This is a genomic window from Undibacterium sp. RTI2.2 (assembly GCF_035018705.1).
Taxonomy (GTDB): domain Bacteria; phylum Pseudomonadota; class Gammaproteobacteria; order Burkholderiales; family Burkholderiaceae_D; genus Undibacterium.
On record NZ_JASJXN010000004.1, the window covers coordinates 159051 to 181794 of the forward strand.

Below are 22744 nucleotides of genomic sequence, written 5' to 3' on the forward strand. Positions count from 1 at the left end.
AGGATCGCCGAGCTAATTTTTGCGCTTTAGATTGTGTATATGCCGGTGGTTCAATTTGGTGCCGAACCAAATATTGTCAAACAACATCTGCAAGCACGCCGTATTCGAGTGCATTTTTAGATGCGATGATGGTGTAAATCAATTATTTGAAATTATACTTTTGATTTGAAGAAGAAAACCCAAGAAGATTGTAGGGAAACGCTGCAAACCGCTTGACACAAGGGTTTCCGGCTTGATTTAATACCGGATGCAGATTTTCTGCTTGGCGTGATCGATGCCCGACCAATAAATAATCGAATACATCATCGCGGAGTTAAATTGGACTTTTGTGAGGGGGACGTAAGTGAATAAAACTGAATTGATCGAACACATTGCTAACACGGCTGATATTTCCAAAGCAGCATCGGCACGAGCATTAGATGCAATTATTGGTGCTGTAAAAACGACATTAAAAAAAAGCGGTACTGTTACTTTGGTCGGTTTTGGTACGTTTACAGTGGGTAAACGCGCTGCTAGAATAGGCCGCAATCCACGTACTGGTGAGGCAATTAAGATCAAAGCAGCCAAGGTTCCTAAATTTAAGCCTGGCAAAGCATTGAAAGATGCTGTAAACTAATTGACTTCGTGACGCGGTGATAAGCGTCACAAGTATTGGCAGTAGATGGTTGGGGCGCTTAGCTCAGTTGGTAGAGCGGAGCCCTTACAAGGCTTAGGTCGGGAGTTCGAGCCTCTCAGCGCCCACCATGATTGTCAATATAAGTTGTAGCAAATAAGGAGTGGTAGTTCAGTTGGTTAGAATACCGGCCTGTCACGCCGGGGGTCGCGGGTTCGAGCCCCGTCCGCTCCGCCAATATAAAAGAAGGCATATAACTTAATGGTTATATGCCTTTTTCCTTTTGTATTGCTAATAATATCTCCGTGGTCTGCTGACCGCATTTCTTCTTATAAATACTCAATCAAATTATTTGTTCACTAAGTCAAAAAATCATTTACGACAATTCGATATAACAAGCGTGCATTAGGATAAGCTAATAGTGTGAATACCTATATTTTAAACACTCAGCTAAAAATGGGAAAAGAAAATAGGATTTTTTTACCTAAGATTTAAATTTGTAACAGTATTACCTATATTAACGAAGCAAAAAAACGCCATTCTAAATACAAAATTGTTCAATATTCAGATAAAAAATCTTAATCTGATTCTGGGAGTAAGCGACAATCTCAGACGATGCGTAAATGCGCTTCTACAAAATGATCCAATAGGTTACAAAGTGTGCTCGGTAATGCTGCATCATTGATATCGATAACCACTTAATATTAGGACTAACGTAAAACACCATGTGTAATTTCTAGTAGTCCTTATCGAAAGAAAATAATGCGCTTTGCATTTGCAGGATGCGATAGAGATCTTCCCTTATTTCAAACCTGGATCGCAGAGGGTTGGGAGCCGGTTAAATTATTCTCCGTACCAGAAATTAATCATCTCAGTACTAACAAAGATTTGCTCGCGCTTGCGCAAGCTAAAAAAATTTCTATTCAGCTTTCTCGTATGAACGAGCATGACCTTGTGGGGTTGCGCGAGATGCAGTGTGACATCTTGGTCGTTGGCAGCTATAACTGGCGTATACCGGAGTGGAAAAACTACTTGTCGTACGCGATTAATTTTCATCCTGCGCCGTTACCGCTGGGACGCGGCCCTTATCCTATAGTGAACGCGATTTTACAATCACACAAAACTTGGGCGGTTACTTGCCACAAAATCGCACCGGATTTTGATACTGGCGAGATACTCGATAGCGAAGTCTTCCCGCTTTTGCCACATGAGATTCATGATAGTTTGGAAATCAAAATCCAGATCGCAAAGAGCAAGCTGGCAAGTCGTATTGCCAAGAATTTTCCAGCGCTCTGGCAAGACGCGCAGATACAAACAGGCGGTGAGTATTGGCCGCTGTTCAAAGATGACGATAAAACTATCGACTTTGCTCAACCGGTTTACAACATAGACAGGCAATTACGTGCTTTCGGCCCGATTGAATGTATTGCGCGCATTAACGACAATAAAATTTTAATTAAAGCTGGATACGTCTGGCCAGAACCACACAGCCATGTGCCAGGACAAGTCATACACGTCAGTGGAAAAACAGTCGTCATCGCCTGCAAAGATGGTTTTCTTGCGGTGACGGATTGGTATTCGGTGTAAGTACAACAAGTAGGTTCTGCTAGCGATTTATTTTTGGCTCGGATGCATTGTTCACAATGCTTACAAGCGGTAGCTGATGCAGCAAGTGATGGGATTGTTTAGCAGGGAAAAGAATTTGAAGAGAACAGAATTGATAAGATCAGCCAGATGATCATTTTGGACGTGGTGTTGAGCTTTTAAAACTTAACACCACGTTGTTACATCTACGGTACGCAGGGCGCACCTTAGCCTGGATAATTAACGCAAACGCATCAGTATCCGCAATACGTACCAGAACATCATCGCGACAGAGGCAAACAATTGCAGCGCAGCACCGACATAGCGGTCTTCCGGATAATGGTTGATCACATTGGAAGCGTCATACAAAATGGCTGCACCTGCTAAGCCGACCATCGCCACGCTAAAGAACAAACCTAACTGGAATCCAAAAATAGCGCCGCAGACGATCAAGATCAGCGCCATAATTCCGCCCCATTTCAATAGGCTACCAAGAAAAGAAAAGTCTTTACGCGACACATACGCTACACCGACCAGACACACAGTCGCCAAAATCGTGATCAAGCCAGCGTCAGAAATCGCACCTGGCGCAATGGTGTTGGCAATTACCAGCATCGGTACAAAAATAATCGCTTCTGCCAGCACATAAGCACCCAGCGCAGCGTATTGCAGAGGCACGCTTTCAACGGTATGCGCTGCACGTGAAGCCAGCCAGCCGACGAGCATAAACGCGCCCATGATCACCAGCCAAGGCAAGCCCAACATCGCTTTTGCCAATACTTCAGCGATCCCCGTTTTGAACAAAATAACCTCGATTGCAGTGAACGCAAGAATAGCGCCGCCGAGGTGATTAAAAGTCTTACTAATAAAACGCTCACGCGCCGGACCATAGCCTTGTTGGGTGCTTGTCAGTTCCATGAATTTCCCTTTTGGATTTATGTTTTCTATGTTTGTACATTGTTGCAGTCAACTGTGCTGCAAACTACTGATGCAATCAATCACCTGTTAAAAGAACAAGTCCCTTATTCTACAACAGGCCATTGTGCCTTTTTGTTTAATTGCATCGCGGTTTTAACTACGAAGTAGCAAGTGAGATTTACTTCGCAGACGATTCAACTGGCTTTGGCATAAGATGAGTTGTCCACAATACGCTCAATATCTTCCATTTGCCCTCGCTAGTTTTCATCATTTGCCAAGTCTCGACACCATAGTTTTGTACCTGATCATTAAGTAAAAACTCGTAGTCGAACATGACCCAGGCGATATGTCCGTCTTGCGTGATTTGGATATTACTAAATTTTTCGTCCAAAGCACCTTTTTCGCTACCGATAAATTGTGCAAAGTTAGCGTAGCTGCCTGTCGCGGTGCCATCAAAACTTGCATCAAATTTCTCTCGCACGTTTTTTACCATTTCTGGTGAGCTGGGAGATTCGAACATGATTTTTGAATTGAGCATCAGGCTCGATAACATCTTCAAATCCTTGCTGCGTACTGCTGTTTGAAAATCTTGTGTTACCTGTGTGATTGCCTGTATATCCTCTGGCGTACTGCTACGTAAATGCACTGGCGGAGTGTCAGCAAAGGCAGAAAGTGAGGCGAGTAAAGTACAAGTTAAAACCGCTGCAGTGAGATGTCGGATCATGGGAGGACTTTCGTTGAAGAGTAAACACAAATCGTAGGTGATCTCTGCTGGTAGATCAATACAATTTTGATTTTTGGCGCAGCGCGAATCCAGGTGTTTAAATTAGATCAGAGGACTGTTCATGAATCTCAGTAAAACAACTCCTTCCTCATCTAGGCAAAAAGAGAGCGTTTAGGTGCCCGTTTATAGGATTTTTCTTCGTACTAATAAATCTAAATTGAATATACTCCCCATTATTTTTAATTAATATGCCCTATTGTCCAATAAATATATGGACGATTAAAATATACTTATTAGGAGTATATTTAGAAGTATGAATATGAGTATAGATAGAAGTAAGTGAGCTAATAAGTCTTGAATCACAGAGCCACAAGCTACTTTGCGTCATCGATATGAGCTGTTTTTTATGCGTTATCTGATGATGAAATGATTGAATGAATTAGAATGCCAAGCAAGCGATGCGCCGTCATCATGGCTCGCATCAATGTTTGAATAATCAGACGACTCTACATAAAGGAACACTCAATGGCTGGCGCAAGTCTTTTAACACTACTCGACGACATCGCAACCGTACTCGATGATGTGGCATCCATGACCGGTATGGCAGCTAAAAAGACCGCCGGGGTGTTAGGCGATGATCTTGCCTTGAATGCCGAGCAGGTGAGTGGCGTCAGGGCTAGTCGTGAGTTGCCAGTGGTGTGGGCGGTTGCTGTTGGCTCCTTAAAAAATAAACTGATTTTGGTACCGCTGGCATTGTTGCTCAGCGCGTTTGCACCCTGGGCGATTCCACCGCTATTGATGTTGGGCGGTGCGTATTTATGTTACGAAGGATTTGAGAAAGTAGCCCACAAGTTTTTGCATAGCGATACCGAAGACAAGGCGCATGATGCCGAAGTCTTAAGCGCCGTAATGCAACCCGAAGTAGACATGGTCGCATTTGAAAAAGACAAAATCAAAGGTGCTATCCGTACCGACTTCGTACTCAGTGGAGAAATCATCATCATCACCTTAGGTGCCGTCGCAGAATCTGCTTTTAGTATGCAAGTTGCGGTGTTGTGCGCGATTGGACTGATCATGACGGTGGGCGTATATGGCTTTGTCGGTCTGATCGTCAAGCTTGACGATATTGGTCTGTATCTGAAGGTGAAGGAAGGCAGCAAAGCCCTCAATGGCTTGCGCCAGACGACTGGCAACGCCTTGCTGGCATTTGCGCCCCGGTTGATGAAGTCGCTCACCGTGATCGGTACGATCGCGATGTTTATGGTGGGGGGCGGCATTCTGACGCATCAGATTCCCCTTGCGCATCACCTGATCACCGATCTCACCGCAGCGGCCAGCAATGTGGGTAGTTTAGGCGGTCTGGTCACGACGATCTTGCCATCCTTACTAAATACCATTGCAGGTTTGATTGCAGGTGGTTTAGTGTTGTTGGTGGTCACTACATTGCAAGCGCTGTATAAAAAATTGAAACCACAGAAATGATACCGCAGACCAGCGAGGGATAAAGCGCATTGAATAGCGAAGTGCATTGAATAGCGCAAACAGAATTCAAACTTAGGTAGCACATGCGCTCAATTAGAAGCGTGAATGAAAGCGCAACGTGCTACCTGCGAGTTGATCGACAAGCGACTTTATTTTTTTAAATCAGCACTTTGCGACACGCTTTCTTTAAGCAACTTATATTGCGCATCCAGCGTCACTTGATTTGGATCGTGGCCGGCATGCGGTACCAAGACAAACGCTTTTTTCGGTGCGGTGATACTGTCAAAATACCGTTGTGCTATCTCTGGTGTGGATAGCAAATCCTCTTCTCCCTGGACGAGGAAAAATGGCACATCAAACTTAGTCTCCAGTTTGGGCAAATCGACTTTTGAAAACATCCCGTCGCCATGCATTCCCACAAACTGAACGAAAGAATATTCTTCACTCTCTTCAAAATCCGCGAGTATTTTTGGCGTTGTATATGCTGCCGCGGGTACCCACCAGTTGGCTGGCGGTGGTGTACTGACCTTCGCTTCATATTTGCGCAGGATGCGGCGCACGATGCCAAAGTTGCGCGGATTTGTCCAAGGTGGAGCACCCATGGTATCCAGTGTCGTGAGCGTCGCCTTATCATCTGTGGCGCGTGCTAGCGCCTGTAGTTTGGTATATGTCGCTGTCTGGTTATCGCGATAACTCACCACTTGCGCAGTACCGATATACGCTTGAAAAAGTGCCGGTTGCGCTTTGACCATGTACACACCCAATATAGAGCCCCACGATCCGCCCATCAGGATGAGCTTCTTTTGCCCTAAATAATGGGTCAGATAAGCTGCCAGTTCGACACCATCATTGCTCAATTGCTCTAACGTAAGCGTCGCGCCAGCTGCTGGCTTGTTCTCACCATAAGTTAAGCCAGCGCCACGCTGATCCCATAGCGCCAGCGTGAAATCATTCTCCCAGTCAGCATACATATTCGCCGCATAAGGCGTGAGCGGATTGCCGGGCCCACCATGCACAATCAGTATCACTGGATTAGCGCAGCTATTTCCCTTGATCGTCACCCATTGTTTGATCCCGCCAATAAGGACGAACCGTTGTTCATTAATTTTTTGTGTCTTTGATTGGCATGTCAGTGGCGGTGTTTTGTCCGATGGCGTTGCCGTGTTTGCAGTGCCGCTTTGCGCTAGTGCGAGCGAAGAAAATAAAGCAACAGCACTAGAGCACAATATAGAAAATACGGCAGATAGTTTTTGCATTAGCTACTTTCGAAATGATGCCATTCATATGGAACACAGCAGGATTGATTGCGTATTTTTACAGCGCAGTCTTATCGTCTCAGCGTTACAATCTTAGCCGATCGGTATCGACAACGATCGCAATTTTCGATCAAAAATTGCGATCGATCCTCTTCCAAAATGGTTGCACAATGCGGCCGTGTCGAGCTGCCTGATATAACAAACCGGCGGTGACAACCACCACGATGATGAATGCAATCGCAGAACCTTCAATGCCAAAAGCGCCACCCGTCATCCAGTCCGGTCCATTCATTTTGCTGATCCATAAACCATTGCGTACCGGATGACCAGACACCGCAACCGAAAAAATGCCATCCTGAAAAAAATTCCACGCCGCGTGCATTGCCACACACATCCACAATCTGCCAGTCAGCATAAAGGCAGACGCCAGCCATAAACCGGCAGCGGTGATGCTGGCAAAGCCAAGTACCGTGATGTTGTCGTTCACCAGATGCATGGCACCAAAGAGCACCGCAGATACTAACAAGGCTAACCAGCTTCCCAATGATTGCTGAACAATGCGGAAGAATACGCCACGCAGCAGCATCTCTTCTACCAATCCAATCGTCAGATGCATCAACAGGGGGATCAAAATCACAGTCCACGAGGACGTGGCCGTGATCTGAAATCCGCCCATCAATGCGATGATGCCCACAGTCGCGCACACCATCAAACTACCGAGCAAAAAGCCACTGCCAAATTCTTGTGTCAACCCACGCAAAGACAGCTCGGTAACGGCACGTTGTTCGATCTTACGCACATACATTGCATAGCAAAGATAGCCAATGAGTGCGCCAGTCAATTGTCCGAGTTTGACAAATAATTTGTCGTCGAACATCTTCGATGAGCCGGCCTGTATTAATAAAAACGGTAACATGAACGCGATCAGCGCAAGCACAATCCGTGTCAGCGGGAAGCGCAAAATACGGTGACCAAGTGGGAGGGTGATGCCAGGTTGTAGGATGCTGGAGGACATAGAAGTGTCTCTTAAAAATAGTCGTGGACGGGATGAATAAAGTGAATAGCCGCGACTGTAACCTCCACCCTTTTAGCAAACAAGCCTTATGTGACCAACTGCAGAATACGCAGGATGGGTTGTCGATCGTTGTGATTTACCTGAGAGGAAGGGGCGGCTAGCGCATGGCGGGGTGGGGTATATGTTTCTGTAATTTCCGCATATTCTGACAAGGATATGTTGCTCAAGCTTGATGAGTGATCTAGATTTAATTGAATCACAAAAAAAAGATTTATTTTGGGGATTAGATCTTTTGTGATTTCGATGATTTTGAAATTAAGTGTCTGTCAATATTCGTAATATGATGTTGGGTAACATAGGTTCTTTTGCTGTAAGAAATTTTTCATACTGATCCCCGTTTATTTTGAGGAGCTACTAATGATCCAACTATTCGCTCGTACTGCATTGCTGATGAGCTTATCCGTTTATGCCTCAATTGCGTACGCGCAGACTGAAAAAACGATGGCCAAAGCCGCTCCATCTAAAATATCTGGCACCGGATTTAAGACCGTCGCTTCAGCGTTGGAGGCGGTCAATGCAAAGCCTGATGTATCGGTCAATACCACGCCTGACGCATGGACTATCATCACCGAGGCTGATGGGATGACGATCTGGTCGTTCACACCACCAACTTACCCGGCCTATCCCGCAGTAGTAAAGCGGACGTTAAAGAATCGGTCGAACGGCGATCTTTACGTCGAGATGGGCGTGTTGTGCGAGGCGAAGAAAACTATTTGTAATAAGCTGGTTAAAGACTTCGAGAATCAAAATAAAAAAATGACGAAGCAGGTTAAAGAGGGCGTTAAAAATGCTCCGGATCAAAACTGAGACAAGCTGATTATGAACCGTTGAAGATGAGATTGACTAAGAAGAGTTTATAGATAGGACTTACGCAAAACCGCCCCGGCTGTGTCGTAGCTCCTAGCTGTACTCAAGTACTATCTTCGTCGCTACGCCTTGCCGGGATAATTTTGCGTAAGTCCTAATTGACAAATTAAGTAAAACTTCTCTATGCATCTTTAGAGATGATCCGTATTTTTCACTGGAAAGTGGCAATTTCTGCATTCGCCTTGCTTTCCTTGCAGTTGTCTACTAGCATCGCAAATTCTATTTCTACCGCCATCGCTGCCGCTACTATCATGCCTGCTCTGCCTGAAATGCAAGAATTGGAACGCATCCTGACCCTTGGGCGAGGGCATCTGGAGGCGTCGGTTGCTTGCGAGGTGAGTGTCAAACATAAACGCTTTCCGGTCTACAAACTTTGTCTGGGCAATCCTGATCCTGCCGTGCCGGCGATAGGGTTTTTTGGTGGCATTCATGGTTTGGAGCGGATCGGCACTCAGGTCTTGTTAAGTTTTTTGCGTGGTCTGATCTCGCGGCTGGCATGGGATAAAAGTCTCCATCATATGCTGCAAGACGTGCGTCTGGTGTTTATGCCGTTGATTAATCCGGGCGGAATGTGGCAGGCGACACGCAGCAATCCACAGGGCGTGGATCTGATGCGTAATTCTCCGGTAGAGGCGGCGGATAAAGTGCCTTTTTTGTTGGGTGGCCATCGTATCAGCCGCCATTTGCCTTGGTATCGAGGTGTTGCCGGCGCGGAGATGGAACTAGAAAATCAAGCTTTGTGCAAAATCGTTCAGGATGAATTGTTAAGTCGTCAGTTTAGTATCGCAGTTGATTGTCATTCGGGCTTTGGTTTGCGTGACCGGGTATGGTTTCCACATGCGCATAGTGTGCATCCAATCGAGCACATCGCCGATATTCTCTCGCTGGAAGAATTGTTTCAGCAAACTTATCCCAATCATCGTTATCTGTTTGAGCCTCAAAGTCTGCAATATCAAACCCACGGCGACATCTGGGATTATCTCTATTTACAGGCGCAGCAAGATCCTTCTAAAACTTTTTTGCCGTTTACTCTAGAGATGGGGTCATGGTTGTGGGTGAAGAAAAATCCGCGCCAATTATTTTCGCGTCACGGCATGTTTAATCCGGTGGCCGAGCATCGCTTACAGAGGGTGTTGCGTCGCCATACGGTCTGGCTGGATTTTTTAATGCGGGCGACTTGTGGTCACGAGCATTGGCTGACCAAAGGACCGACACGTTGCCGTGTTCAGGAGCGGGCTGTGGCGCGCTGGTATCGGCCATGAAGAGATCAGCCTGATGGCAAGCTGGGTGTTGCTACGAGGTTTGATGCGAGAGCAGCGTCATTGGGGTGATTTTCCTCAAATGTTTCAAGTTATTGCGGCTGATGCTGCCGTAGTGACTTTAGATTTTCCGGGCAATGGACACTTGTGCGAACAAGTCAGCGCGACCAGTGTTGAGGCAATGGTCGAATCTGTTCGTCTACAATTGTTGGCGTTGTCTCATCCACCTCCTTATCACGTCGCCGCCTTGTCACTTGGCGCGATGGCGGCGGTGGCCTGGAGTCGTTTGTATCCGGGCGAAGTCGAGAAGATGGTGCTGATCAACACCAGTCTGGCGCCGCACAATCCGTTTTATCATCGCCTGCGTCCCCAAAATTATCCTGCGTTACTTGGTACTTTACTGCGTGGCACGGTCGAGCACCGCGAGGCGCTGATTATGCGTATCACCAGCAAGCAAGCAGACACGCAGCAAGCTCCGGCGCTGTTAAAGCGATGGGTTGCTTATGCTGAGGAATATCCTATTCGCCGCGGCAATATCCTGCGGCAATTGGCGGCGGCGCTGCGATATCGCGCACCTTATGCCGCGCCACCAATGCCGACCTTGTTGCTTGCGGGTTTGGGAGATGACTTAGTCAATCCAGCATGCTCTCGCCAATTAGCAGAGTTATGGAGTTGTGAGATCAAACTGCATCCAAGCGCCGGGCATGATTTGCCATTGGATGATGCAGGGTGGGTGATGCAGCAAATAGCCAATTGGTTATCTACCCAACGCTAGTTTGAATAGTCTTACCGGACTTCTGCGTAGATGGCTGTTCAAATAAAATTGGGGAGATTGATCCAATTAAATTAAACCTAAATTACCAAGCGCGTCATCCCATCACAGCCTGGGATCCGGTATCGCATCGTCGCTGGTCATATAGAGTTACACTCAAACCCAATCTTTGCATAGTGATTGGATCGGTCATGATAACTATGCTCGAAAATATACTCCCATCTAGTAAATGTAAAGTGTCCATATAATTATTGGACAATAAGGGGGAATTTATAAAAATAAGAGGGAGTATATGAAATATCTCGGATTTTTTTGAGTTGAAATTCTCTATTTGTCTGCATTGATGCCAGTACTTCGCAGACTTGCTGTATGGAAAATGGTGTGACACTCAGCAATGATGAGAATGATGTTTGATTGTCGTTAGCCAGTCATAAATCATTCTTACACTTGGGCTATTTATTTTCTGTGGAGAATCGTCATGCTCAAGCGTCCAAGTCAACTAGCAAAATTATTAGTCAATCAATCGACAGCTGAATTGGTCAAGCCAAAAATAGCGCCCCCCGCAACACAACCCATCATTCAGCCTACGCGTGCAGCAGCGACTAAGCCATCCATTCAACGCCGTCATCTCTTGCAAGGCATTTTGGCAGGTGCGGCAAGTGTTGGCATGGTCGCCAGCGCTGAAGCACAAACCAAACCTGTGCGTGCAGTCGCTGAAGTCAGTATCGATAGCGCTAAATGGTCGCCGCGTAACAGAGAGTTGATCGAAGCGCTAATCGCTAAACATGGCAATACCTCGAAAAAGTACTCTGCTAAGCGTCGTCCTTATGCCGTGTTTGATTGGGATAACACCAGCATCATGAATGATTGCGAAGAAGCTTTGTTGATGTATCAGATCAATACCTTGTCCTTCAAACTGACACCAACAGAATTCTCAGCGATTATTCGCCAAAATGTCCCTGTTGGAAAATTTATGCCTGACTACAAAAACGCGGCAGGCGATGTCGTGGATTTGGAATCGATTTGTAGCGATCTGGATGCCGATTATGCATTCTTGAATGCGAATTTCAAACTCATGAACGGCAATAAATCGCTGGAAGAAATTACCCAGACAGAACAGTTCCAGGATTTCCGTGCCAAGCTGTATTTCTTATATGAAGCAATTAATGATACTCATGGTGTTGCGGTCGGTTATCCATGGATTATCTATTTCTTCACCAATATGAGTATTGCCGATTTGAGCAAATTAGCGGAGGCATCCAACGACGCCAATCTGGGTATGAGTCTGACCAAGACCAAATATACGAGCCCACTTGCTTTGTCTGGTAAGGCCGGTGTGATCATGACTAGTCATTTCCATGGAATACGTTTGGCGACCGAGATCGCCAGTTTGATGAGCGCGTTCCGCACACATGGTATTGACGTTTATGTCAGCACCGCTTCGTTGGAAGACGTTGTTGCCGTGTTTGCGACTCAACCCAAATATGGTTTTCATGTTGAACGTCAGAACGTATTGGGATTGCGTTTAGAGAAAGACGGCGAGATCTTTAAAAATGTCTATCGCAAGAATTGGCCGATCAATTGGGGACCAGGAAAATCCGAGGTGATCAAGCGGGAACTGGTCGCGAAGAAGGGCTATGGTCCGATCTTTGTTGCTGGTGATAGCGACGGTGACTACGATATGCTGCGTGATTTTTCAGATACGGAATTGAGTCTGGTCGTGAACCGGCTTAAAAAAGGCAAGATCGGAGAATTGTCTAAACAGGCGGCCGACAATTTAGCTCAAGCGCATCCTCGCTTTGTTTTGCAAGGTCGCCAGGAATCAACGGGTAATTGGCTGCCGGCAGAAACCACGATTAAGTACGGTAAAGCCGTAGCTGCGTTGCTAGCGTGAGGAGTTGCGCTAGCATTAGGTTGCTTGATGATCAGGGCTAATTGACTTTAGCGAGTTTGGAAGAGACCGATAAATGCATAATTTCTCGGTCTTTTTCTTTGATGTGAAGTAGTCGATCAAGTGCATATGCCAATGTCGTTGAGCTTCCTGTGGTATAGACAATTAACTTGGTTGCAGCATCAACTATGGAGTGAGACTTTGAGCCTGATGCTGTTTTTGTATCCGATGCTGCTTTTGAATCTGATACGGTCTCAGTCGCGTGTTTACTGCTCGCCAACAAGCGTGTTAATTGTTTGCTGACCGCTTTGCCGGTGTCGATTAATTTCACGCTCGGTTGTGGGTTGCCGGTTTTGAATTCAGCAATAATTTTTAAAATCAGCTCAGCGACAAACGGGTAGTGGGTGCAGCCAAGTACGATCGTATCTGCACCTTGTTGCAATAACGGAGTCAGGTATTGGTGTAGCAGGCGGACAGTCTCTGCTGAATGTAGTTCGGCTTTTTCGATCTGATTGACTAAGCCTACGCAGGCTTGTGAAAAAAACTGTACTCCGGTTTCTGCCGACAACTGATCGCGTAGTGCAGTGAACTTTTCACTTTGCAGGGTCGCTTGGGTCGCTAATACACCGACGATACCGTTTTGACTTTGTTGTGCAGCAGGCTTTAAGCCTGGCTCTACACCGACGAGGTTCAGATCGGGATACGCCTGTCGTAAGGCTTTAATCGCCGCGGCAGTGGCGGTGTTGCAGGCAACTACCAGCGCCTTACAACCATGTTCAGTTAAGAATTGGGCGACCGCAAGACTACGTTCTACGATCAGCGATTCTGGTTTGTCACCATAGGGCGCAAAGCCCGAATCGGCGAAGTAGATCACATGTTCGTGGGGAAGGTCTTTACGGATATGCTGAAGTACCGACAGACCGCCGATACCAGAATCAAATACGCCTATGGCTGCATCAATTTTTACGATCATAGGCGTATTTTGACTTGAGAGATTTAAATTAAGAATTTGCGACTGGGATAATGCCGATCTTGGCTTGCCATTCTTTTGGACCGGTGTTGTGCACCGAGGTACCGTTAGAATCGACCGCAACAGTCACAGGCATATCGACTACGTCAAATTCATAAATCGCTTCCATACCCAAATCGGCAAAGCCGACCACGGTGGCAGTTTTAATTGCTTTCGAGACGAGGTAAGCCGCGCCGCCCACTGCCATCAGATAGGCTGATTTGTGATTTTTGATGGATTCGATTGCGGCCGGGCCGCGCTCTGCTTTACCAATCATCGAGATCAGTCCGGTTTTTTCCAGCATCATGTCGGTGAATTTGTCCATCCGTGTCGCGGTGGTAGGACCTGCAGGGCCAACAGCCTCGTCGCGTACCGGATCGACCGGACCAACATAATAAATGACGCGGTTTGTGAAATCGACTGGCAAGCTCTCGCCTTTGGCCAGCATGTCTTGAATGCGCTTATGGGCAGCATCGCGACCGGTTAACATTTTGCCGTTGAGCAGCAAAGTCTGGCCCGGCGTCCAGGATGCGACTTCTTCTTTGGTCAGAGTATTGAGATCGACGCGTTTGGATTTTTCTGTATCCGCTGTCCACTGCACTTTGGGCCAGGTAGAAAGCGATGGCGGATCCATATAGACCGGACCAGAGCCATCCATTACAAAATGCGCATGGCGTGTCGCCGCGCAGTTAGGGATCATTGCGACTGGCTTCGATGCTGCGTGAGTCGGATACATATTGATCTTGACGTCCAGTACGGTAGTCAAACCGCCGAGACCTTGGGCGCCGATGCCGAGGGCATTGATCTTGTCGCAGAGTTCAATACGCAGCTCTTCCGTTTTGTTTTGTGGGCCACGCAGCTTTAATTCATACATGTCGATGTCTTGCATCAAGGATTCTTTTGCCATCAACATGGCTTTTTCTGCAGTACCACCAATACCGATACCGAGCATGCCCGGTGGACACCAGCCTGCACCCATGGTCGGGACGGTTTTCATCACCCAGTCAATCAGAGAATCGGACGGATTGAGCATGACAAATTTAGATTTGTTCTCAGAACCACCGCCTTTGGCTGCGACCTGAATATCAATCGTATTCCCCGGTACCAGCTCCATATGGATCACAGCGGGTGTATTGTCTTTGGTGTTTTTACGGTCGAACAATGGATCAGCGACGATCGATGCGCGTAAGACGTTATCTGCGTTGGCATAACCCTGACGCACACCTTCATTCACGGCATCCGTGATGGAAGTGGTGAAACCTTCTAGGCGCACGCCCATACCAATTTTCATAAATACATTGACGATGCCCGTATCCTGGCAAATCGGACGATGGCCTTCCGCGCACATACGCGAGTTGGTCAAGATTTGTGCGATTGCATCTTTGGCTGCAGGACTTTGTTCTGCTTCATAAGCACGTCCCAGATGGGCAATGTAATCGGCAGGATGGTAGTAGCTGATGTATTGCAAAGCAGCGGCAACGGATTCGATCAGGTCGTCTTGTTTAATGACTGTCATGATATGGCTCTTGGCTAGGTAGAAAAATCGGTGTGATCAGCTTAAAAAATAATGGTGCATTGATATTGATCTATATTCTTCATTACCGTGTGCATGACGATTCTTTGTTGGTCATTACACGCGTGAAGTGCTATCGATCGTCTTAATGGCTGAGCTTTTTATGTGTTTCGTTATGCGTCTTAGTCAGCAAATTATCGCAGTAGGCAATTGACAGTGCGGATAATAAGAATGCGATATGAATGACTGTTTGTGCAATGAGTGTTTTTGGATCATAAGCGGACGCATTAATAAACGTTTTCAGCAAATGAATAGAAGAGATGCCAATGATCGCCATTGCCAATTTGACTTTCAACACCGTTGCGTTGACATGCGATAACCACTCTGGCTGGTCCCTGTGACCCTCAATGCCAAGCCGAGAGACGAAGGTTTCATATCCGCCAATAATCACCATGATCAGCAAATTAGAAATCATCACAACGTCGATCAGGCCAAGTACCACTAACATGATCGTGGTTTCATTGAGTTTGGTAGGGCGAGTTGCATTGGTAACGCTGACAGCATCCAAAATGTGATCAAGTGCCGATTGGTTACCTAAAGCAGCGCCGACTAAATCGCTGAGTTCAACCCAAAAATGAAATACATAGACTGCTTGCGCAAGTATCAATCCTAGATACAGAGGTAGTTGCAACCAGCGGCTAAAAAAAATTATGCCGGCGATAGGAGAAAGTTTGTGCGGTGCGTCAGGTTTTGACATAGTCGGAATCGTAAGTGGTAAAAAACTGAGTTAGCCCGTATTTTACACGGCGATAGCATGATTGGTGAGTGCTGGTTTCGGCGAATTTTCCGACCGTAAGGCTTAAGTAAGTCTCTGCGCCTATGGTATGAGCTGTCGTTATGTACTGTTGTCTTGCGCCAATACTGCAATGTTATCTATTGTTTGCCGATCACGCTGTTAGCAATAGACCGCATCTACTACAATTATGATGCCGATGAACATTGATATGAGGTCTTACCCAAAATCGCCCAACTGCGTTGTAGCGGTGAGCGGCAATAAAATACTGCCGTCGTCGTTACGCTTTGCGGGAACAATTTTGCGCAAGTCCAGGTATCTGAGTCTGTTGAATGACGGTAATTTATGGCAATTGCAATAAGCTCAGTCAGCCTAGACTGAGCCTGAACGATACTCAACTAATTACAATAAGCTGGAGATAATCATGTCTGACCTCGACGCCGTCAAAGCCGAAACCCGTGTTTTTCCACCGCCTGCTGCATTTGCTGCCAATGCGACAATTTCTGGGATGGATGCCTATCAGGTGCTATGCGCTGAAGCCGCGCAGGACTATGAAGGTTTTTGGGCCAGACTGGCGCGAGAAAATCTCCACTGGCATACACCTTTCAATAAAGTATTAGATGAATCCGAAGCGCCATTTTATAAATGGTTTGAAGACGGTTTATTGAATGTGTCCTATAACTGTTTGGACGTGAATCTGCAGAACGGAAATGCCGATAAAGTTGCCGTGATTTTTGAGTCGGATGATGGTGATGTGACTAAAGTCACCTACAAAGAGCTACATCAAAAAGTTTGTCAATTTGCGAATGGTTTGAAGTCCCTTGGTATCAGTAAGGGTGATCGCGTCGTTATTTATATGCCGATGTCAGTCGAGGGCGTGGTCGCTATGCAAGCGTGCGCACGGATAGGCGCCACGCATTCGGTCGTGTTTGGTGGCTTCTCTGCGAAGTCGCTGCAGGAGCGGATTTTAGATGTGGGCGCGGTAGCCGTCATCACGGCAGACGAACAGGTGCGCGGCGGTAAGCACTTGCCGCTGAAAGTGATCGTCGATGAGGCACTTGCTCTGGGTGGTTGCGAGAAGGTCACAAATGTGGTGATCTACAAACGTACTGGCGGCAACGTGCCAGTGGTTGAAGGTCGCGATCTATGGATGCATGATCTGGTCGCAATTCAATCCGATGTGTGCGAGCCTGAATGGGTCAGCGCTGAGCATCCTTTATTTATTCTTTACACCTCAGGGTCGACTGGCAAACCGAAAGGTGTTCAGCATTCCTCCGGCGGCTATTTGCTGTGGGCGATTCTGACAATGAAATGGACCTTTGATCTTAAGCCAGACGATGTCTTCTGGTGTACTGCTGACATTGGCTGGGTCACTGGTCACACCTATATTACTTATGGGCCGTTAGCCGCAGGTGCTACTGAAATCGTCTTTGAAGGTATTCCTACCTTCCCGAATGCCGGTCGCTTTTGGGACATGATCCAAAAACATAAAGCCACGATTTTTTATACCGCACCAACAGCGATCCGCTCCTTGATTAAAGCGGCAGATGGTGACGAAAAAATTCATCCTAAACAATATGATCTGTCCTCCTTGCGTTTGTTGGGGTCAGTTGGTGAGCCAATCAATCCTGAAGCCTGGATGTGGTATTACAACCATATTGGCAACCAAAAATGTCCTATCGTCGATACTTTCTGGCAGACCGAAACTGGTGGTCACATGATGACGCCGTTGCCAGGAGCAACGCCCTTGGTGCCGGGGTCTTGCACCTTGCCATTGCCAGGGATTATGGCGGCGATTGTAGATGAAACAGGACATGATCTGCCTAACGGGCAGGGCGGCATTCTGGTGGTCAAACGTCCTTGGCCATCGATGATACGAACCATCTGGGGCGACCCTGAGCGGTTTAAGAAAAGTTATTTCCCGGAAGAGTTTGGCGGCACCATGTATCTTGCAGGCGATGGTGCGATTCGGAATAAAGAGTCCGGATATTTTACGATTACCGGCCGGATTGACGATGTGCTGAATGTCTCCGGACATCGCATGGGTACGATGGAGATTGAATCAGCTCTGGTCGCACATCCTCTAGTGGCAGAAGCCGCAGTCGTAGGCAAGCCGGACGATACTACTGGCGAAGCAATTTGTGCCTTTGTAGTCTTAAAACGTACTCGTCCGATTGGTGATGAAGCCAAACAAATTGCGACTGAGTTGCGTAACTGGGTTGCCAAAGAAATCGGCCCTATCGCAAAGCCAAAAGAAATCCGCTTCGGCGATAATTTACCCAAAACCCGTTCGGGTAAAATCATGCGTCGTTTGCTGCGCTTGTTGGCAAAAGGCGAAGAAATTACGCAAGATATTTCTACACTAGAAAATCCTGCAATTTTGGAGCAGTTGAAGCAGGCGCAATGATTTTACGTTCTTGATACTGGCGCTAAAAAGCTACAGTTATCAACGGCCATACAGCTCGATATTGATTGTCAATTTCCTAAAACAATTAGAAAAGCGCAAATTTATTCGGTTCAATTTGTATGGGTTTGAATAAGTTTGCGACAGATTAGGGCTGTCGTTACACACAGGCAGTTGTGTGGAGTGGCTGAGCAATATCTTGGGTTGCACTTTAGGTTTTTTTATATACTCCCATTTTAATTTTATTAAATGCTCTTATTCTCCAATGAATTATTGGGTGGTACATAAATACTGTAGCCAGTATATTGATTTTGTCTGCGTATTTTATCGTCGGTAGTTTCGTAATTAAGCGAAAATTAAGCAAAATAAATCGTTTAGATTGCTCAAGTTTTTTCTCAAATTTAAAACTGGGCAAAAAAAGAACAAACATATTTATTTCTTGATGGAATGTTCTAATATTAGTAACCATAACAAATAAAATTATTGCTGAAAAGAATTTCTCATAAGACAATACTAGCGCTAATGGGACAGCTACATCTTTGTTAGGCATAGGCTATTTTTTTGATTACCTTCAACGTAAAGGCAAGTATTTATGTCGCAATCACAATTTTCTTTGCTAGCTAAGGAGCGCACCATTGCTGGTGAAGGCTTCAATCGTTGGCTAGTACCGCCTGCGGCTTTGGCGATTCATCTTTGTATCGGTATGGCGTATGGTTTCTCCGTGTTTTGGTTGCCGCTTTCGAAAGCAATCGGTATCGATAAACCGCTTGCCTGTGCCAGCGATGTTGGTCTGTTACAAGAGCTGTTTGCCAGTGATTGCGATTGGAAAATCTCTACTCTGACGTTGATGTACACCTTGTTCTTCATATTCCTCGGCTCTTCCGCTGCCTTATTTGGTGGTTGGCTGGAACGCGCAGGCCCATGAAAAGCTGGTGTGGTTTCCGCATTGTGCTGGTGTGGTGGTCTGGTGATTTCCTCCTTTGGTGTGTACACGCATCAAGCATGGCTGTTGTGGTTAGGCGGTGGTGTCATCGGTGGTATTGGCTTGGGTCTGGGCTATATTTCACCAGTATCGACGCTGATTAAATGGTTTCCGGACAAGCGCGGTATGGCAGCTGGTATGGCGATCATGGGCTTCGGAGGTGGTGCCTTGATTGGATCACCATTAGCTGACTGGTTGATGCGTCATTTCGCGACACCCACTTCTGTCGGGGTATGGCAAACCTTTTTGGTTATGGCAGCGATTTATTTTGTATTTATGATGGCTGGTGCATTTGGTTACCGTGTACCTGCTTCTGGTTGGAAGCCAGCCGGTTGGACGCCTCCAGTACAAACGAACAATGCAATGATCACGAACAAACATGTTCACTTGAATAAGGCTTGGAAGACTAAGCAATTCTGGTTGATCTGGGCTGTTTTGTGTTTAAACGTGTCTGCTGGTATCGGTATCTTGGGTATGGCATCGCCTTTGCTGCAAGAAGTATTTGGCGGTAAATTGATTGGCGTCGATCTTGGCTTCAATGACTTAAATCCAGATCAAAAGAAACAGATTGCGACTATCGCAGCCGCATTTACTGGTTTGCTGTCCTTGTTTAATATCGGTGGTCGCTTCTTCTGGGCGTCGATTTCAGACTATATCGGTCGCAAAGGTACTTACTTTGTCTTCTTCGTACTGGGCTTCATTCTTTACGCATCGATTCCTACTGTTGCACATGCAGGTAGTCTGGCTTTGTTCGTATTGTTTTTCTGCATTATCTTGTCTATGTATGGTGGTGGTTTTGCCACTGTGCCAGCGTATTTGGCAGATATGTTCGGCTCGCAAATGGTTGGTGCCATCCACGGTCGTTTGCTGACTGCATGGTCAACTGCGGGTGTGCTCGGACCTTTGCTGATTACGTATATCCGCGAATACCAATTGGCGCATGGCGTAGCAAAAGCCCAGGCATATGACATCACCATGTACATCTTGGCGGGTATGTTAGTTCTCGGCTTTATTTGTAATTTATTAGTGCGTCCTGTTAAAGACAGCACTTTTATGACAGATGAAGAGCTGGCGACTGAACGCAAGCTGGCACATGATCGTGTTATCGCCAGCTCTACCGATGGCAGCGTCGTTGGAAAAGGCGGTTCGACTAGCCAAGCAACCGTATTGTTTGCCTGGGCAGCAGTAGGTATCCCATTAGCAATCGGTATTTGGATCACTTTGCAAAAAGCTGTTTTGTTATTTAAATAATAGATGTAAGCAAAAAAAAGGTCGCCTCAGTGCGATCTTTTTTTTTGGCGTAGACTTAGAAAATATTACGAAACTTGGATGCCTATACTTATCGATTTTATTGATAATGTAGAAAAATCTAAGTTCTCAAAGCCCGTATTAAAGTCCCAATTTTTAAACTCCAAGTTTTCAAAAGCCACGTTTTCAAAGTTCAAACCGTTAGTAAAATGAAGAGCGCAATTATGAGCAAAAAAATAGTTCAAGTGTATGACCGTCCTGCTGGTGGCTGGGGTGCCTTAAAAAGTGTTGCTGAGCAGATTTTCCAGCAAGGTATTCCCGGTAAAGGCGCGCGTACTTTATTGTCGGCGAATCAGCCAGATGGCTTTGATTGCCCTGGTTGTGCATGGCCTGATCAAGACCATACATCGACGTTTGAGTTTTGTGAAAATGGTGCAAAAGCAGTCGCGGCAGAATCTACAGCGCGCCGCGCCACACCAGAGTTAATTTCCAAACATACGGTGCAGTGGCTAAGCGAACAAACCGATTTTTGGCTGGAGGGGCAGGGACGCTTAACGCAACCTATGCAATACGATCGTGCCACGGACAAATATCAGGTAATCGAATGGGCACAAGCATTTGATCTGATCGCTAAGCGCCTGAATGCGCTGGCATCACCTAACGATGCTATCTTTTATACATCAGGCCGCACCAGCAACGAGGCTGCATTCTTGTATCAGTTATTTGTACGCGAGTTTGGTACCAATAATTTCCCTGACTGCTCTAACATGTGCCACGAGCCTTCTGGCTTTGCTATGAAGGCCGCAATTGGTGTGGGCAAAGGTACGGTTCTGTTGTCAGATTTTGAAGTCGCAGATGCGATTTTGATTTTTGGACAAAATCCTGGCACTAATCATCCGCGCATGCTCGGTGAGTTGCGTGCGGCGTCTAAACGTGGCGCATCAATTGTTTCTTTTAATCCTTTGCGTGAACGTGGTTTAGAAAAATTCCAAAATCCGCAAAACATGGTGGAGATGATCGGAGATCAATCAACCTCAATTTCTTCCGATTATTTTCAGGTAAAAATTGGTGGCGATTTAGCGACGGTTAAAGGCATGATCAAATGCGTGCTGGAGGCTGATCTAGCAGCTCAACAAGCTGGTAAAGCGCGCATCATTGATCTTGATTTTATTGCCGAGCACACCGCTAACTTTGATAGCTTTGCTGCCGATGTCATGGCTGAGCCTTGGGATGTTGTGTTGCGTGAATCTGGTTTAGAGCGCGCACAAATCCAGCGTGCTGCTGATATTTATATCGGCGCAGGTAAAGTGATTGCCTGCTGGGGTATGGGTATCACTCAGCATAAACATTCTGTCGCCACAATACAGATGATCGTCAATCTGTTGCTACTTCGCGGCAATATTGGCCGACCTGGTGCTGGTCCTTGTCCTGTGCGTGGTCATAGCAATGTGCAAGGCGATCGCACAATGGGAATTTATGAGAAACCTAGTCCGGCATTTTTGGATCGGCTAGGACAGGTATTTGATTTTGCACCGCCACGTGAAGACGGTTACGACACCGTTGGTGCTATACAAGCGATGCTGGATGAATCAAATAAAGTGTTCTTCGCAATGGGCGGTAATTTTGCCACCGCTACACCGGATACTGACTTAACACATCGCGCTTTGCAAAATTGTGCTTTGACTGTACATGTAGCGACCAAGCTCAATCGTAGTCACTTGATTTGCGGACGTGAGGCCTTGATCTTGCCATGTCTTGGCCGTACCGAGATTGATATACAAGAGACTGGTCCGCAAGCAGTTAGTGTTGAGGATTCTATGAGTATGGTGCATCTATCGTCCGGGATTAATGCGCCAGCCTCCAGTAATTTGCTGTCAGAACCTATGATCGTGGCGCGCATGGCAGCAGCGACACTGAAGGGTCGTAGTAAAACTGATTGGATGTGGCTAGCAGCTGATTATGACCGTATTCGCGACAAAATTGCTGCAGTGTTTGATGATTTTGCTGATTTCAATAGCAAGGTAAAAGTGCCTGGTGGCTTCCATTTGCGTAACACTGCATCCGAGCGCAATTGGGTTACAGCGAATAAAAAAGCAAACTTTTACGCACATCCGGTACCGACGGATTTGCCAATACATCAGGCTCGCCAAAGTCGTACTTCCCCAGTATTTAATCTGGGTACCATGCGTTCACATGATCAGTACAACACCACAATCTATGGAATGAACGATCGTTACCGGGGTGTGTTTGGCGAGCGCAGAGTTTTGTTTATCAATAGAGGTTCTTGCAAAACGAAACACCGGAGAGTAATTTTATTGCGAGAAGCGCAAAATAGATGAGAAAGGAGCGGCCAT

The 22744-nt window shown here is 46.4% G+C and carries 17 protein-coding genes, 2 tRNA genes and 1 pseudogene; 12 read left to right on the forward strand and 8 right to left on the reverse strand.

Annotated elements, in window-relative coordinates; translation table 11 throughout:
* Positions 1–343: 343 nt before the first annotated feature.
* The 4 genes from QN395_RS03910 to QN395_RS03925 all read left to right on the forward strand — a co-directional run bounded on the left by QN395_RS03910 (position 344) and on the right by QN395_RS03925 (position 2200).
* Entirely contained in the window at positions 344–616 is a 273-nt protein-coding gene (locus QN395_RS03910) for an HU family DNA-binding protein (RefSeq protein ID WP_322118780.1), read from the forward strand.
* Between the two features lie 52 nt (positions 617–668).
* Positions 669–744 (forward strand) — tRNA-Val (locus QN395_RS03915).
* 29 nt (positions 745–773) lie between these two features.
* Positions 774–850, forward strand: a tRNA-Asp gene (locus QN395_RS03920).
* A gap of 525 nt (positions 851–1375) precedes the next feature.
* Complete coding sequence (locus tag QN395_RS03925) at positions 1376–2200, forward strand: formyltransferase family protein (RefSeq protein ID WP_323491693.1); 825 nt, start codon at positions 1376–1378, stop codon at positions 2198–2200.
* 237 nt (positions 2201–2437) lie between these two features.
* On the opposite strand, the gene QN395_RS03930 is transcribed toward QN395_RS03925, so the two are convergent.
* Both QN395_RS03930 and QN395_RS03935 read right to left on the reverse strand, forming a co-directional pair.
* Complete coding sequence (locus QN395_RS03930; RefSeq protein ID WP_322118782.1) at positions 2438–3115, reverse strand: Bax inhibitor-1 family protein; 678 nt, start codon at positions 3113–3115, stop codon at positions 2438–2440.
* Positions 3116–3293: 178 nt separating this feature from the next.
* Positions 3294–3839 (reverse strand): YybH family protein, encoded by a 546-nt coding sequence (locus tag QN395_RS03935; protein WP_323491694.1) that lies wholly within the window; start codon positions 3837–3839, stop codon positions 3294–3296.
* Positions 3840–4364: 525 nt separating this feature from the next.
* On the opposite strand from QN395_RS03935, the gene QN395_RS03940 reads away from it, so the two are divergent.
* Entirely contained in the window at positions 4365–5321 is a 957-nt protein-coding gene (locus QN395_RS03940; protein ID WP_323491695.1) for a DUF808 domain-containing protein, read from the forward strand.
* A gap of 149 nt (positions 5322–5470) precedes the next feature.
* Here the strand turns inward: QN395_RS03940 and QN395_RS03945 are convergent, their stop codons facing one another.
* Together QN395_RS03945 and QN395_RS03950 are read right to left on the reverse strand one after the other, a co-directional pair.
* Positions 5471–6577 (reverse strand): alpha/beta hydrolase, encoded by a 1107-nt coding sequence (locus tag QN395_RS03945; protein WP_323491696.1) that lies wholly within the window; start codon positions 6575–6577, stop codon positions 5471–5473.
* A gap of 130 nt (positions 6578–6707) precedes the next feature.
* Positions 6708–7592 (reverse strand): CPBP family intramembrane glutamic endopeptidase, encoded by an 885-nt coding sequence (locus QN395_RS03950; protein WP_323491697.1) that lies wholly within the window; start codon positions 7590–7592, stop codon positions 6708–6710.
* A gap of 417 nt (positions 7593–8009) precedes the next feature.
* Here QN395_RS03950 and QN395_RS03955 point away from each other — a divergent pair, with 417 nt between their 5' ends.
* The 4 genes from QN395_RS03955 to QN395_RS03970 all read left to right on the forward strand — a co-directional run bounded on the left by QN395_RS03955 (position 8010) and on the right by QN395_RS03970 (position 12444).
* A complete protein-coding gene (locus QN395_RS03955) occupies positions 8010–8459 on the forward strand; it encodes a hypothetical protein (RefSeq protein WP_322118787.1) in 450 nt (149 codons plus the stop codon).
* Positions 8460–8770: 311 nt separating this feature from the next.
* Positions 8771–9781: a M14 family zinc carboxypeptidase gene (locus QN395_RS03960; RefSeq protein WP_322121565.1), complete on the forward strand. Its 1011-nt coding sequence runs from the start codon at positions 8771–8773 to the stop codon at positions 9779–9781.
* Complete coding sequence (locus QN395_RS03965) at positions 9741–10553, forward strand: alpha/beta hydrolase (RefSeq protein ID WP_323491698.1); 813 nt, start codon at positions 9741–9743, stop codon at positions 10551–10553. The genes QN395_RS03960 and QN395_RS03965 overlap by 41 nt, the downstream gene beginning before the upstream one ends.
* Positions 10554–11163: 610 nt before the next feature.
* On the forward strand, positions 11164–12444 hold the full coding sequence (locus QN395_RS03970; protein WP_416200153.1) for a haloacid dehalogenase-like hydrolase: 1281 nt from the start codon (positions 11164–11166) through the stop codon (positions 12442–12444).
* 37 nt (positions 12445–12481) lie between these two features.
* Here QN395_RS03970 and murI read toward each other — a convergent pair whose 3' ends face one another.
* The 3 genes from murI to QN395_RS03985 form a co-directional block, all read right to left on the reverse strand.
* Positions 12482–13414, reverse strand: coding sequence for a glutamate racemase (gene murI / locus QN395_RS03975; RefSeq protein WP_323491699.1), 933 nt, complete (start codon positions 13412–13414; stop codon positions 12482–12484).
* Positions 13415–13442: 28 nt separating this feature from the next.
* Positions 13443–14966, reverse strand: coding sequence for a fumarate hydratase (locus QN395_RS03980; protein ID WP_322118791.1), 1524 nt, complete (start codon positions 14964–14966; stop codon positions 13443–13445).
* 142 nt (positions 14967–15108) lie between these two features.
* On the reverse strand, positions 15109–15720 hold the full coding sequence (locus tag QN395_RS03985) for a TIGR00645 family protein (protein WP_322118792.1): 612 nt from the start codon (positions 15718–15720) through the stop codon (positions 15109–15111).
* Positions 15721–16180: 460 nt separating this feature from the next.
* On the opposite strand from QN395_RS03985, the gene acs reads away from it, so the two are divergent.
* Positions 16181–18163, forward strand: coding sequence for an acetate--CoA ligase (acs, locus tag QN395_RS03990; protein WP_322118793.1), 1983 nt, complete (start codon positions 16181–16183; stop codon positions 18161–18163).
* Between the two features lie 208 nt (positions 18164–18371).
* Here the strand turns inward: acs and QN395_RS03995 are convergent, their stop codons facing one another.
* A complete protein-coding gene (locus QN395_RS03995) occupies positions 18372–18710 on the reverse strand; it encodes a hypothetical protein (protein WP_322118794.1) in 339 nt (112 codons plus the stop codon).
* A gap of 42 nt (positions 18711–18752) precedes the next feature.
* Here QN395_RS03995 and QN395_RS04000 point away from each other — a divergent pair.
* Both QN395_RS04000 and QN395_RS04005 read left to right on the forward strand, forming a co-directional pair.
* Positions 18753–20393: pseudogene (locus tag QN395_RS04000) on the forward strand (OFA family MFS transporter).
* A 221-nt stretch (positions 20394–20614) separates the two neighbouring features.
* On the forward strand, positions 20615–22729 hold the full coding sequence (locus QN395_RS04005) for an FdhF/YdeP family oxidoreductase (protein WP_323491700.1): 2115 nt from the start codon (positions 20615–20617) through the stop codon (positions 22727–22729).
* The last annotated feature ends 15 nt before the right edge of the window (positions 22730–22744 follow it).

Coding starts and splice junctions, on each gene's coding strand:
- QN395_RS03925 (WP_323491693.1), top strand. CDS start 1,376: ATGCGCTTTGCATTTGCAGGATGCGATAGAGATCTTCCCTTATTTCAA.
- QN395_RS03930 (WP_322118782.1), bottom strand. CDS start 3,115: ATGGAACTGACAAGCACCCAACAAGGCTATGGTCCGGCGCGTGAGCGT.
- QN395_RS03935 (WP_323491694.1), bottom strand. CDS start 3,839: ATGATCCGACATCTCACTGCAGCGGTTTTAACTTGTACTTTACTCGCC.
- QN395_RS03940 (WP_323491695.1), top strand. CDS start 4,365: ATGGCTGGCGCAAGTCTTTTAACACTACTCGACGACATCGCAACCGTA.
- QN395_RS03945 (WP_323491696.1), bottom strand. CDS start 6,577: ATGCAAAAACTATCTGCCGTATTTTCTATATTGTGCTCTAGTGCTGTT.
- QN395_RS03950 (WP_323491697.1), bottom strand. CDS start 7,592: ATGTCCTCCAGCATCCTACAACCTGGCATCACCCTCCCACTTGGTCAC.
- QN395_RS03955 (WP_322118787.1), top strand. CDS start 8,010: ATGATCCAACTATTCGCTCGTACTGCATTGCTGATGAGCTTATCCGTT.
- QN395_RS03960 (WP_322121565.1), top strand. CDS start 8,771: ATGCCTGCTCTGCCTGAAATGCAAGAATTGGAACGCATCCTGACCCTT.
- murI (WP_323491699.1), bottom strand. CDS start 13,414: ATGATCGTAAAAATTGATGCAGCCATAGGCGTATTTGATTCTGGTATC.
- QN395_RS03980 (WP_322118791.1), bottom strand. CDS start 14,966: ATGACAGTCATTAAACAAGACGACCTGATCGAATCCGTTGCCGCTGCT.
- QN395_RS03985 (WP_322118792.1), bottom strand. CDS start 15,720: ATGTCAAAACCTGACGCACCGCACAAACTTTCTCCTATCGCCGGCATA.
- acs (WP_322118793.1), top strand. CDS start 16,181: ATGTCTGACCTCGACGCCGTCAAAGCCGAAACCCGTGTTTTTCCACCG.
- QN395_RS03995 (WP_322118794.1), bottom strand. CDS start 18,710: ATGCCTAACAAAGATGTAGCTGTCCCATTAGCGCTAGTATTGTCTTAT.
- QN395_RS04005 (WP_323491700.1), top strand. CDS start 20,615: ATGAGCAAAAAAATAGTTCAAGTGTATGACCGTCCTGCTGGTGGCTGG.